Origin of the sequence: Bacillus sp. REN16 (assembly GCF_020731355.1) — a bacterium.
Lineage (GTDB): Bacteria > Bacillota > Bacilli > Bacillales > Bacillaceae_L > Ferdinandcohnia.
This window is the reverse complement of record NZ_JAJFZK010000002.1, coordinates 1-13,722: the sequence shown is the minus strand read 5'-3', so window position 1 is coordinate 13,722 and position 13,722 is coordinate 1. Positions and strand designations below refer to the sequence as shown.

The window sequence follows — 13,722 nt, the reverse complement described above, 5'->3', positions numbered from 1 at the left end:
AGGTAATTTTCGGTGTGTAAAAAAGAAAAAGCTCACGAAATCTCGAGAGCTAATTTGCAAATTTTTTTCTAAAAAATGGTCCAATTATGACGTGTAAAAAGATATCCCCAGTAAAGTGAGCGACCATTGCGATTTCAATTCCATATTTCCAAAACAAATACCCAAACAGGATACCTGGTATCGTATTTAGTATAATCATACGCCAAACAACAATCTGTGTTTTTCCGAAAAGCCCAAAAGCAGCTGGTAAATGCCCAACTCCAAATAAAAGAGCTGCTAGCAGAATGCCAATCCAATAGGAAGCATTTCCTAATCCCAGAAGGTTAGTGACATAAACTACCGCCGTCATTATGAATAAGCGAGTTAAAACTTCCTCTGAAATACCTCCATAAAACGAAGCGATAAATGCTTGAAATTTTGAAGGCTCATCGATGTCGACTTTGGGCATTTTTTTCATAAACAAAATGTCCAATCCGAAAATGACAAATGCTGCAATAGCACCGACAACAATGCTCAATAGAATTGTCCCGGAAATGTTATATGGAACAGCAGTGCCATTTAACCATCGATCAAGTAACCACCAATGTAAATCGACCTTTGGAGCCAGCCACGTTCCAATGAATGCTGAAACACCCAAAAGTATAACACTTTGTAAAATGCTTAATAAAACAAGTACAGGAGTAGGTGGAATCTTTTTGGTTGGATTCTTTTTCGCTTCCTCCTCAATTTTTCCTTTAAGCATTTTAAATTGATATGGCATTACGGCAATTGACCCTATGGATGCGGCAATCCAAAAAATAAAAAATACTGTCATTGTAAACACCTTCATTCATAGTTATCTTTTTATTCTGCAGATAATACGAATGGGGGGATAAAAAAGTTCACTTGATAAAAACAAAATAATAATTTGAATTCCTAACTAGAACCTTAATTTGACTTTTCTTGATTTCATGTTCTTTTTGATAAGGCTTTTTAAAATATTTATTTCTTCCTTTGAATGGAAGAAACTAATGGGCAGGACGATTGCTTTATGCTTAGAAACATATAATCGAAACATTTCTTACACTATTTTAACATTCTTCAATCGATAATTTACTGCTTTATTCAAGTTTTAGATGCTTTAGTTAAAGTTCTGATAAATAGAAAAATGCTCAGAGTTTATCTACCCTGAGCATTTTTTAAAACCGATGCTATTATCTCATTATGCTTGTTCTTCTTTAACATCGTTCATGATGGATACAATATTTTTTACCCAGTGATGATTTAAACCATTTGCATCATTTGCAGCTTCACTTGGAGCATATGATAATTGAATTTCACCAATTGTTTCTTTTCCATTCTCTACATAATATTGCTTTAAATAAATCGCCTTAAATTGAATACTATCCTCGATTGAAAGGAATTTTTGCCAATTTGTTCCGCCCTCGACTAATTGTTCGCAACCAGGGTTTGGATAATCATCACCAAAGATATTTGCATAAATTTCGGGCATACAAGTAATTCCGCCAATATTATTCCAATGAGAACTTGCAATATCAGAATTTCCCCAACCAGTTTCCTGTGCAGCCAATGCCGCTAAAAAGACAGGATCAATATCTTGTTCTTCACCTGATTTTACAAAGTCAGTTCCAAGACCTTTTAAATTTCCCTTTAAATGCTCGTCCAGCTCTGAACCGGAAATTGTATTTTCCTGTTCAACATTATAATGTTGAGAAGCCATTTGAACGGGTTTATTCTGAACTGTTTCACTTTGTTGTTCCCGCTGATCTATTTTTTCTTGCTTTTGTTCTTGTACTTGCTTGTCTTTTTTTTCGATGGTTTCAGCATTTGAATGATGCATTGTAGCAAAAATACTAATTCCCATAATGAATAGAACACCAAATAAATAGAGAAGTGATGTTTTCTTTTTAATAAGAGTTGAGATTTTCAAAGTATCCTACCTCCTTCATAAGACCTTTTTCCTATCTAAGAAACCATCCTAACATAATAAAATGACAACTATGTTACAAAGATGTTATAAGGATTTAATAAGAATATGACAGAAGGAAAGTATTGTTTGCAAAAATGCTATATGTCTAGTATAATCGAAAACTGTATGTTTGTTGTAAGAAACGTATATATTTTCCATTTTTATCAATTTAGTGGAAAAAATTTGCATCTCACGATCAAAGACTAAGTACGCCACGTCTTGTCTTTGTGACCCACACGTGAGCCTAAAATATACAATGAAAGGTGTTTGTAATGTATTTTCAAAGTTTGCTAATGAAAGAGGATCTGAATAAGAACCCGTCAGAGGTCAAACAGGATTTAGAGGATTTGCAGTTCCAGATTTATCGCATGCAGGACAATATTAAAGAAATTTCAAAAAAACACCAAGTCATCGGGATTGATCAGTCGAAGGACGAAAAATGGGTAATCGTCTCAGCCTTTGATGATGGAAACCGATGTCAAATAATGGTGAACGATTGTGAATCAGCCTACAAAGGTCACTGGGATTTTTCAATCCATGCTCAGTACCAGGATGAGGAGAATGCGATTCACATTGGTGACATAAGAGGACCTGCCAATCAAGGCTATGGTTCAATCTGCATGAATCATTTAAAAGAAATCGCTCGTGAACAAAACATTCCTGTTATTAAAGGTGATATAGCAAAAAGAGACTGGGATCATGTTGACCGCCTCGTTTATTTTTATGAAAAACACGATTTCGAAGTTGAAATCGATCCTACAACAAAATCGGGTGAAATTATTTGGAAAGACTAATTAAGAAGAAGGTCTGCTTACCATTATGATAAGGTAAAGCAGACCTTTTTATTTGTATAGATGAAGCTTTTAAAGTGAGGCCGTATGAATTACTTGCAAGATTTGAAGGAGATTAAAGATTGTTTGCTTAGATAGGTAATGATACCATTGTAGTAGAATCATAGGATAGGACGTAGGAGCTTACATGATGAAAATAATGAATAAAGCTTTAATCCTTGGAATTGCAGCAATGATTCAAGGATTTGCAATGGTAACATTTCTATTTCCGCATTTTATTCCAACAGGTGGAGCTGCAAGTGTCGCAGTCTTATTTAATTATGTAGCGGATACCCCTTTTGATATTACACTTTGGATACTTAATGCTGGCCTTTTATTTGCAGCCATTAAGTGGCTAGGGAAGGGAACAGCGATTTGGACGCTGTATTGTGTCACGGTAACAGCGATTACCATTCGAATCTTCACTCCATATATCACAAACCCGATTTCAAATGTAATCGTTGATTTACTTGCAGGCTCTATGATTTTTGGAGTGGGAATTGGGATTTTATTTCGCATGGGTGCCTCATCAGGCGGAATGGATATTTTAGCGTTAATTATTTCAAAACTGAAAGGATTTTCACCGGAAAAAACGCTGTTTGCGATTAATGGTACGATTTTGCTAACGACTGGTATTGTAGTGGATTGGAGAATTATTATTTATGCGATTGTAGGCCAATTCATCAGTACGAGGATTCTAGACCTTGTATGTAAAGTGCAATTACCAAAACAGCAGAGCCGTAAAACAGATGCAACAATTAGCTAACAAAAAGGCGAGAACCTATTTCGGGTCCTCGCCTTTTGCTTATTTGGCTAAAGAAGCTATACGCTTTTCTAATTAGTTCATCGCAATCCAAACACTTTTAACTTCTGTGTAGTTATTGAGTGCATAGGATCCCATTTCACGGCCAATACCTGACTGCTTGTATCCGCCAAATGGAGAAGCTGCATCAAATGCATTATAGCAGTTCACCCAGACAGTTCCAGCACGCAGGTTGTTGGCGATATAATGAGCTTTAGATACATCTTGTGTCCATACTCCAGCTGCCAAACCATACGCAGAATTGTTTGCACGAGCAATTAATTCATCTAAGTCATCATATGGCATTGCCGAAATAACAGGACCAAAGATTTCTTCCTTTGCAATTGTCATTTCATCGTTAACGTTTGCAAAGATTGTTGGGGACACAAAGTAGCCTTCTTCGTATGGTTGTTGACCGCCTACTACTAGTTCTGCACCTTCATTAAGTCCCTTTTCAATATAGCCTAAAACGCGTTTTTGTTGCTCAATCGAAACTAGTGGTCCGATTTCTGTATCAGAGTGAAGACCGGCACCTTGTTTGATTTTTTCAGCATGGCTAGCCATGTCTGCCACAACATTATCAAATTGTTTCTTTTGAATAAAGACACGTGACCCAGCACAGCAAACCTGCCCTTGGTTAAACATAACCCCATTTAATGCACCAGGAATCGCTTTTGAAAGATCTGCATCCGGTAAAATAATATTTGGTGATTTTCCACCTAATTCCAATGTTACACGTTTTAATGATTTTGAGGCTCTTTCCATGATACTTTTTCCAACCTCAGTTGAACCAGTGAACGCAATTTTATCAACTAATGGATGATCCACAAGCGGCTGACCAGCTGTTTCACCAAAACCAGGAACGATATTCACAACCCCAGCCGGGATTCCTGCTTCTTCCATAAGCTCAGCTAAATATAGAGCAGAAAGAGGTGTTTGTTCGGCAGGCTTTAATACAACTGTACAACCAGTTGCAAGAGCTGCACCAAGTTTCCACATGGCCATCAATAGCGGGAAGTTCCAAGGGATGATTTGTCCGACAACCCCAACTGCTTCATGGCGAGTATAGTTAAAGAATGGTCCGTTTACAGGAATCGTTTGTCCAACAATTTTCGTAGACCATCCAGCATAATAACGCATATGTTCAATTGCTAGAGGAATGTCTGCATTTGACGTTTCACGAATCGGTTTTCCATTATCCAATGTTTCCAATTGTGCCAGCTCATCTTTATGTAGCTCCATCAAATCTGCCAGTTTATACATGATACGGCTTCTTTGGGCTGCGGTCATTTTTTGCCAAGGACCTTCGTCAAAAGCTTTGCGGGCTGCTTTTACAGCGCGATCGATATCCTCTGGACCTGCTTCACTTACAGTAGCTAATACTTCTCCTGTTGCGGGATTATAGGATTCAAACGTTTTTCCAGAAGCACTTTCAACAAATTCACCATTGATATAAAGCTTCTTTGTCCCATTTAAAAATGACTCAACCTTTTCTCGTAATGCAAAAATTAATTGGCTCATTTGCTTCCTCCTTTTAAATATAAAACTAGCAATATACAGGCTTTTGAAAACGCCTACAATACTATGTTAACATTTTAAAACTAGTAATCAACCAACTTTTGGCAAAAGATTCCGACGGTTTGCGACAGCATTTTTCGACGCAAAAAAAGAATGATTGGAAATCAATCATTCTTTCATTTCATGATGCTTTTTCACATGCCCAATTGTCTTTGTCTCGGTCATGCTTAGATTCATATGCTGGATGTGTTGATGGAACACCTTCAGGATAGACGATTCGGAGTTCAGTACAGTTTTTATAGGATTCAGATCCTTCATTTTTTCCGCTTCCCGCTGTTGTTGTTTTATTCTTTGGTGCAACAGGTTTTGAATTGTTTTTGTCGAGGTCCCCTTTTGTTGTCCCGTTTTCTCCGTATGCCCAAAGACCAATTCCATTCGATCGAGCTTCACGTGCAAACTTTACAAAATAATCGCTATAAGTGACATCTGGTGGATAGGTAGAGGCTTGAGCATACCCATTTAAGACGAGTTGTGCATTGAACATTTTTGAACGAATTTCCGATTCATCCATGAGATTTAATGGGACAGAAATCCAGATGAGACGTAAGTATCGATTATAGCGATCTTTATTAGATACATCCTGTTGAAGCCATACTTTTTTTCCTTCGAGTTCTGAGGTTGTGTAGTCGCTCGCTTCTTTCCCGTATACTTCATGTCTTGTTGTAGATTCGGGTGTGTTTACACCGACCAAGCGAATCTTCCGTTTATCAGAAAGTTCAACTGTATCTCCATCCACAACCCTGGATATGATCACTGCCTCTAAGCCAAGTGCTTGAGCCTTTTCGTCAGTTGTTTGCTCAGCTTGCTTTTGGCGTACACTTTCTTCTTTTGCCTTTTGTTCAGCTTCCTCTTTTAGTCTTGCTTCTTCAGCCGCCTTTTGTTCAGCCTCTTTTTTAGCTAATTCTTGCTCTTCTTTTTCCTTAGCAACTTGTTCCTCTTTTTCGCCTTGTTCTGTTCTTTGTTCTTTCTGCTCATTCTTTGCGGTTTCATCGTCATTAATTGCCAATCCTATAATTGCCGCAATGAGGGTAATCAGCAAAAGAATTCCTAAACAACCCAATACATTTTTCACCGTTTTTCCCCCTGAAAATAACATTATGTTCAGCGTATGTAATTAAAGTAAAGATAAATATTATCAAAAAATATGCTTTCTATACAAGAAAAAAGCCACCCTAGTTGAAAACTAGAATAGCTTTTGTTAATGGAGTTGATGGGAATCGAACCCACGACCCTTTGCCTGCCAGGCAAATGCTCTCCCCCTGAGCTACAACCCCGAATGAATTTAGAAAGATTATATCATGAGATTATATAATAGACAATCACTTTTTTTGCATGAGGATGTCCCAGAGTTCATATATTTCTATTACAAAAGTATTAAGCAATCCTATAATTTCAATGTTAACATTCAGAAAAAAATGGTAAAATTTAATTAATCCTTAAATGGCGGTGAATTTGTGACTTATTTATACATACTAGCTTCATATTTTATTGGAACAATAATGACTGCCTATGTGGTTATGAAGTTTATGAAAGGTGAAGATATTAGGAAGCTCGGAAGTGGAAATGTTGGTGCCAGGAATGCTGGTAGATTGCTAGGGAAGAAGGGCTTTTTATTAACGGCGCTAGGTGATGTACTGAAAGGGTTGTTTGTTGTTGCGGGGGCAAAATACCTTGGCTTTTCCTTTGAAATTCAGATATTGTCACTTATCGCAGTTGTTGTCGGACATATTTGGCCGATTACGCTAAAATTTAAAGGTGGAAAAGGAATTGCGACAGCCGCAGGTGGACTCGTGTTATTAGCGTATCAGCCATTTCTGGTATTCGCTGGAATCTTTCTCCTTTTATTAGCGATTTTGAGAAGCTTCACAATTGCCGGAATGACAGCCTTTTTTACAATGCCATTTATTTATTGGTTCATGGATTATTCGATCCGTGAATGCATACTCATTTTTATTGTAATCGCCTTATTACTATTTGCACACCGAGATAATCTAAAAGAAAAACTAGGGAAAAAAATCAATTAAGTGGAGTGATTCCATCATGACATTTGTCTATAAAATTGCAAGGACAAAACAAGAGTTTAATCAAATCCATCGCTTAAACTATAAAACCTTTGTGGAAGAAATTCCTCAGCATGATCAAAATGAAGAAAAAATGTTAGTTGATAAATTTCATGATCAAAATACGTATTTAATTTGCGTAAAGGATTCAAAAGTAGTAGGTATGATTGCTGTAAGGGCGACTAGACCGTTTTCACTAGATTATAAGCTGCCAAATCTTGATGAACAACTACCGGTAAAACCGAAACAGCCTTGTGAAATTCGTTTGCTATCGGTTGAAGAAGAATATCGTAATAATGGTAGAATCTTTTTCGGACTGGCACAGCTCATGTCTAATTTTTGCTTGAAGAAAGGCTATGACGTTGCCTTGATTTCTGGGACAACCAGACAAGAAAAATTATATCGGCAGTTAGGCTTTAAACCATTTGCCTCTTTAACAGGAACAGCAGAAGCATCGTTTTGGCCAATGTATTTAACGAAACAAACCTTTGATGAGTCACTTGCTGGAAGAATTCTAAAAGAACCGGTAAGCTTTTTACCTGGCCCGATTAAAATCCATGAAAATGTGAAAACAGCACTTAATCAGGAGCCGATTTCACATCGTTCAAACGAATTTTCAATACAAATGAGATCTGTAAGAGAGAAACTTTGTACCATGACTAACTCAACGTATACGGAAGTGTTAGTTGGCTCTGGAACACTCGCTAATGATGTGATCGCTGCTCAGCTTGCTCTTTTAGGAGGAAAAGGTTTAATCGTAAACAATGGGGAGTTTGGTTCGAGATTAATTGATCATGCTAATCGAGTGGGCTTAGCTTTTGAAAAGCTAGAAAAAGAATGGGGAGTACCCATTTTTGAATCAGAGATTAAGAAGGAGCTAGAGACGGGAGGTTATACCTGGTTTTGGGCGGTTCATAGTGAAACCTCCACGGGAATGCTTGCAAACTTCAAAACTCTAAAGGAGATTTGTCTTTCAAATCATGTGAAACTATGTCTTGACTGTATCAGTACGATTGGTGCCGTTAAACTAGATTTACAGGACGTCTATTTCGCATCGGGAGTTAGTGGAAAAGCGGTTGGTGGATATACGGGATTATCCTTTGTATTCCATAATCATGAAGTGTCACCTAACCAGTCCATTCCAAGGTATCTCGATCTTGGGATGTACACCTATCATGAAAGCATTCCGTATTCCCATTCCTCGAACATGCTAGAGGCGTTACATGAAGCACTACAAAAATACGAGAATGATGATTTCTATTTCGAGATTAAAGAAAGATATAGTATGATTCGTGAGCACATCGAAGGTATGGGACTTGAGATTTTGACTGCTCCTGAATATTCATCACCCGCCATTATGACAATCCTATTGCCAGACCATATCACTTCGAAGGATTTTGGTGATGATATGGCACTACAAGGATTTTATCTTCATTATGAAAGTGGTTATCTACAAGAAAGGAAATGGATTCAAATCTCATGCTTGAGCAGCCATGATGACAAGCAAATTTTAAAAATGTTACATACATTTAAGCTGTTATTAAATCAATATGCAGTAACTGGGGAGCCTTCTTTGTAAGAGGGTTCTTCTTTTCTTTGTCTAGTTCCAGGCGCCTTGCACTTTTCTTTTCTATGTAACCATTTCATACCAGTTTTCGTCTAAGTGGAAAAGGGGTGAAATGAATGAAGAAAAGATGGATTTTATATATGACATCTGTCATCTTGATACTTGCTATGACGGCTCTATTTACTAGTTCTAAGCCAAAAGTTGTTAGCCAAACGGAGACCGACATACAACCTGTTACAAAAGAAAAGCTAACAGAAATCTTTCAGGAAGCAATTAAAGAAGAGAAACGCAATCAGAGGTTTACTATTTTTTCAAGAGATACTGCACAACAGGAAATGTCTGCATCAAATGAATCTCCTAAAGCTGATAGCGCTGTAACAGGTGGAAATGAGCACTCAGAAACAAATACTCAAGTTCAAGGTGTCGATGAGGCAGATATCGTAAAAACGGATGGTGAATATATTTATCAGATTATAGATGGAAAACTAAATATTATTCAGGCAGTTCCTGCGAAGGAAATGCAGTTAGTTACAGCAATCCCATTTTCTCAATCCTTTTCGCCAAGCCAAATGTTTTTATATGCAGACCAGCTTGTTGTGATTGGCTACACATTTCATGATATAACCCCACATCAAAGTCAAAAACAACGTACCATGATCTATCCACCAAGACATTATGAAGCAACTACAGCCATTGTTTATGACGTAAAGGAACCACAAAATCCTGAGGAAATACGTAGAGTAGAGGTTGAAGGGAACCATGTAACCTCACGAAGAATTGATAACTATGTGTATCTGGTCACGAGTCATTATCCGAATTATTGGATCATGGAAGATGCTAGAGATGAGGATGTCGAACTTAGACCGCGTTACTCAGATACAGCAAATAATGAAGAAATTTCCTTAGTGCCATATGAAAAAATTCATTACATCCCTCATTCAAGTGAGACGAATTTTACGTTAATTTCTGCTTTTGATCTGGACGATCCCAAAAAAGAAGCTTCGATTACTTCTTATTTGGGTAGCGGGAATTTAGTGTACATGTCAAAGGACAACATTTATATCGCAGTCGCAAACTATCAGGCGATCCCATTTAGGGAAGGTGGCTTTGATTCGCCTGATACGAATATCTACAAATTCTCGGTGGAAGGGGACAAAGTCGAATTTCATAGTTCAGCTGAAGTACCGGGAACTATTTTAAATCAATTTTCAATGGATGAATTCAATGGTACCTTCCGGGTAGCCACAACAAAAGGGGACACATGGAATACCAACAAACCGTCCGCCAACCATTTATTTATTTACGATGAGAATTTAAAGCAAATTGGTTCTTTAAGTGATTTGGCACGCGGAGAGCGAATCTATTCGGCCAGGTTCATGGGGGAACGCATCTACATCGTCACCTTTAAACAAGTTGATCCATTGTTTGTCATTGATGCAAGTAATCCAAAAGCCCCAAAGGTGCTTGGAGAGCTTAAGATTCCCGGTTTTAGCAACTACCTGCATCCATATGATGAAAACCATGTAATCGGCTTTGGGCAGGATACAAAGGTTGTTGCTGATAATAAAATGATGAGTGAACCAATGGTCTATACAGATGGTGTTAAAATTTCGTTATTTGATATTCGTGATGTGAATAACCCAAAAGAGAAATTTACAGAGGTCATTGGTGGACGCGGAACATACTCTCCGTTAAATTACGATCATAAAGCACTTTTATTTAATAAGGAAAAAGGAATTTTTGCCTTTCCAATTACTGTCTATCAAAATCTAGAAGGGAAAATGTATGAGCAAAAATTTGAATTTCAGGGGGCTTATGTATACGAAATCCATCTAGACGGAATTGATTTAAAAGCAAAACTATCACACGATACTGGCCCATATGAAACATGGGAAGGGGAGATACAGCGTGTTCTGACGATCAACGATACATTGTATGCCATCTCACCGACTAAGATTTCAGCATATGACACTAAAAATTATCAGCAAATTGGAGAAGCCACAATCCGTTAAAAGGGTAGAATTTTCTTCTATCCTTTTTTGGTGCCAATCTTATATACTTAATAAGATTATATAAGAAATGAAGTGACAAACATGAATCAACCAAAAATAAATCCTTACTTGGTGTTGGCAATTGGAGTCGTTGCAGTATCGACCTCGGCCATTTTTGTGAAATTAGCAAATGCACCTGCACCGGTTATTGCGTTTTACCGGCTGTTTTTTACAGTCTTACTGATGCTGCCCATTTTTTTATGGAAAAATCGAAAAGAACTACGGGTCATTACAAAAAAAGACTGGCTTTTTTCCACTATCTCGGGTGTGTTTTTAGCACTCCATTTTATCCTTTGGTTTGAATCGCTCAACTACACATCAGTCACGAGCTCAACAGTATTAGTCACGATGCAGCCAGTTTTTGCTTTCATCGGAACTTATTTTTTATTTAAAGAAAAAATTGGTTTAGGTGCGATACTAAGCACCATTCTAGCTTTAGGAGGAAGCATCATCATCAGTTGGGGCGATTTCCAAGTGAGTGGGAGTGCTTTATATGGTGACTTCTTGGCAATTGTTTCGTGTGCGATGGTAACAGCCTATCTTTTATTTGGTCAAACTGTTCGAAAACGGATCTCACTTGTCACATATACATTTGTTGTTTACAGCATAAGTACAATAACCTTGTTTTTATATGTAGTGATCTTTAAATATCCATTGGGAGGGTATGCCGGGCAAGACTGGATGTATTTCTTACTATTAGCAATCGTTCCAACTCTACTTGGTCATAACCTTTTCAATTGGTCATTAAAATGGGTAAGTACCTCAACCATTTCGGTAAGTATCTTATTTGAACCAGTTGGTGCAGCAATCCTGGCCTATTTTATACTTGCGGAAAAAATCATCCATACACAGATTATTGGGGGAGTCATAATTGTAGTCGGTATTTGGCTTTACTCCGTAGGTGAAAGGAAGAAAAGTCAGCAGGTATCTTTATCAGAACAAAGTGCTGGGTAATAAGCAAAGCCATGTCTAGCAATCGTAGACATGGCTTTCTTTTAAGCATACTTACGAGTCATGAATACAGCAGATATTCCAATCACGATAAGTAAAGCGCCAATTAATAGAAGGTTCGTATATGGACTAGCCGTAGTTGGAAGCTTATTCCCCTGAACTTTAACACTCATTTCTGTTGCAAGTGTGGCTACGGTTAGAAGTTTTTCGCCTCGTTCAATAATAAAATCAGAAGCTAGCATTTCCTCTGAAACCTTAAGGTCAAGTAAGTACTCATCATTAGCCCGATATAATTCTACCAGTAATTCCGCATTATCAAGAGAGTCCATTTGAAGTAGCTGATTATAAGCTATCGCTTCCCTAGCACCATCTTTTAATAGATAGTATCTTGGTTGTAATTCGAAAACTTCAATCATTTTATCATACATTACAAGAAGCTCTTTTTGCTGTTCTGATGATAATCCATCTGAGTTATTATAGGAAAAATATCGCTCCAAATTAGAGCTTATCGATTTCATCTTCTCCTCAAGGTTCAAATCATCAAGACTTAAAAAATGAAGAAATAGCCCATTAATCTCATCTTCTGTTAGTCCAACCTCCGAAAGCATCCGCTCCGCTTCCACTAGTACCTCCGCGTGATTTAGGTAGAAATCAACGGTTGTTTCAAGATCCTTAATGAATAAATAATCCTGAACTGACTCACCAAAACCACCTAGGATATGATGTAGTTCATCCTCGTTTATATGGTGCTTTGATAATAGAGTTTGGACCGTCTCGTTGTTAACGGGCTCACCTAAATAAGAAACGAGTTCATTCACATTTTCAAAATCCTTTAAGGATAAGTCATAAACAGCCAAATAATCCTCAAGATCACCCTCAGTTAAACCGGTTTGGGATGTATAGTTCTTTAATTCCTCAGGGGTAACCTCAGCAAACACCCCAACAGACAAAAATGCAAGCTGGAATAAAAAAATAACCCCTATAAATAAAAACTTCTTCATTCCTCTTCCTCCAAGCCATTATATTCATAGGTGTAGTATTTTCAACTTTTACCAAATAATGCATGGAACAACAGAAATTAGGTCATAAAAGAACTGACATCCGATTAATAGGAGTGTCAGTTTGATAGTAAATTAATAAAATGAACTAGCAAAAAAACTAAAGACGAAGGCCATAATGATAGAGGAAACAAAAGTAATGAACCTACTTGATTCAATTTTTCCTTCCTTGTTACTAATTTTTAAACCCTCTATGTAAACAAATGAAAACAAAAATAAACACATCGCTAATGATAAAAACATACCAACTGCTTGAAGAAACTCATAAAACAAAACCCTTCCTCCTCACGTTTCACTTTTAATTAAATATATGAGTAAATCTAGCGAATATGATCAATATAGTAGAGGAATGATTGAAAAGATATAAAAATATTCCATAAGAAAACTATTTCTTGTATAATAATTATGATCTCTTCGAAGGATGAATTAATAGGGAGAAGAGATTATTTTTTTGTCTTTCAAAACTTTTTTTAAAAAAGTCTTGAAAAAGAATTTTAGAGATGATATATTAATTCTTGTCGCCAAAACGAGTGACAAAATGAATGAGTGAGAAACAAAAGCTTTCAAAAAAAGTTGTTGACACTCAAAAATGAAAATGTTATATTGATAAAGTCGCTTCTGAGCGGCGAACCAATAATGGTAACGAAAAAAGTCTTCGCTAATTTGAAATTCGCACATTGACATGCGCTTGCGATTACTCAGCGCAAAACTGCGAAGAAGATTATTCGAGTAGTTGCTTAGTTCTTTGAAAACTGAACACAATACAAGCGTCAACGTTTTAATTCTAAGGTAACAAAACTATTGAGCAATCAATACTCTTATTGGAGAGTTTGATCCTGGCTCAGGATGAACGCTG

At 37.1% G+C, this 13,722-nt stretch carries 11 protein-coding genes and 1 tRNA gene; 6 read left to right on the top strand and 6 right to left on the bottom strand.

From position 1 onward, the window contains the following. Positions 1-49 precede the first annotated feature (49 nt). Together LKW28_RS02025 and LKW28_RS02020 are read right to left on the bottom strand one after the other, a co-directional pair. The gene (locus LKW28_RS02025) at positions 50-814 is read right to left on the bottom strand and encodes a CPBP family intramembrane glutamic endopeptidase (protein ID WP_229138668.1); all 765 of its coding nucleotides are present in this window, start codon (positions 812-814) and stop codon (positions 50-52) included. Between the two features lie 387 nt (positions 815-1,201). Next, positions 1,202-1,930: a glucosaminidase domain-containing protein gene (locus LKW28_RS02020; protein ID WP_229138667.1), complete on the bottom strand. Its 729-nt coding sequence runs from the start codon at positions 1,928-1,930 to the stop codon at positions 1,202-1,204. A 311-nt stretch (positions 1,931-2,241) separates the two neighbouring features. Between LKW28_RS02020 and LKW28_RS02015 the strand changes: the two genes are divergently transcribed. Both LKW28_RS02015 and LKW28_RS02010 read left to right on the top strand, forming a co-directional pair. Next, a complete protein-coding gene (locus tag LKW28_RS02015; protein WP_229138666.1) occupies positions 2,242-2,763 on the top strand; it encodes a hypothetical protein in 522 nt (173 codons plus the stop codon). A 187-nt stretch (positions 2,764-2,950) separates the two neighbouring features. Then, on the top strand, positions 2,951-3,565 hold the full coding sequence (locus tag LKW28_RS02010) for a YitT family protein (protein WP_229138665.1): 615 nt from the start codon (positions 2,951-2,953) through the stop codon (positions 3,563-3,565). A 72-nt stretch (positions 3,566-3,637) separates the two neighbouring features. Here the strand turns inward: LKW28_RS02010 and LKW28_RS02005 are convergent, their stop codons facing one another. The 3 genes from LKW28_RS02005 to LKW28_RS01995 form a co-directional block, all read right to left on the bottom strand. Continuing rightward, entirely contained in the window at positions 3,638-5,122 is a 1,485-nt protein-coding gene (locus tag LKW28_RS02005) for an aldehyde dehydrogenase family protein (protein ID WP_229138664.1), read from the bottom strand. A 178-nt stretch (positions 5,123-5,300) separates the two neighbouring features. Further along, the gene (locus LKW28_RS02000) at positions 5,301-6,251 is read right to left on the bottom strand and encodes a thermonuclease family protein (RefSeq protein WP_229138663.1); all 951 of its coding nucleotides are present in this window, start codon (positions 6,249-6,251) and stop codon (positions 5,301-5,303) included. Positions 6,252-6,381: 130 nt separating this feature from the next. Beyond that, positions 6,382-6,453 (bottom strand) — tRNA-Ala (locus tag LKW28_RS01995). 180 nt (positions 6,454-6,633) lie between these two features. On the opposite strand from LKW28_RS01995, the gene plsY reads away from it, so the two are divergent. From plsY to LKW28_RS01975, 4 genes are all read left to right on the top strand, one after another. Further along, complete coding sequence (plsY, locus tag LKW28_RS01990) at positions 6,634-7,203, top strand: glycerol-3-phosphate 1-O-acyltransferase PlsY (protein WP_229138662.1); 570 nt, start codon at positions 6,634-6,636, stop codon at positions 7,201-7,203. Positions 7,204-7,219: 16 nt separating this feature from the next. Then, positions 7,220-8,818: an aminotransferase class V-fold PLP-dependent enzyme gene (locus tag LKW28_RS01985; protein ID WP_229138661.1), complete on the top strand. Its 1,599-nt coding sequence runs from the start codon at positions 7,220-7,222 to the stop codon at positions 8,816-8,818. A 104-nt stretch (positions 8,819-8,922) separates the two neighbouring features. Then, on the top strand, positions 8,923-10,818 hold the full coding sequence (locus tag LKW28_RS01980; RefSeq protein ID WP_229138660.1) for a beta-propeller domain-containing protein: 1,896 nt from the start codon (positions 8,923-8,925) through the stop codon (positions 10,816-10,818). An 81-nt stretch (positions 10,819-10,899) separates the two neighbouring features. Beyond that, positions 10,900-11,811 (top strand): DMT family transporter, encoded by a 912-nt coding sequence (locus LKW28_RS01975; RefSeq protein WP_229138659.1) that lies wholly within the window; start codon positions 10,900-10,902, stop codon positions 11,809-11,811. 41 nt (positions 11,812-11,852) lie between these two features. Here LKW28_RS01975 and LKW28_RS01970 read toward each other — a convergent pair whose 3' ends face one another. Continuing rightward, entirely contained in the window at positions 11,853-12,809 is a 957-nt protein-coding gene (locus LKW28_RS01970; protein WP_229138658.1) for a processed acidic surface protein, read from the bottom strand. Positions 12,810-13,722 lie beyond the last annotated feature (913 nt).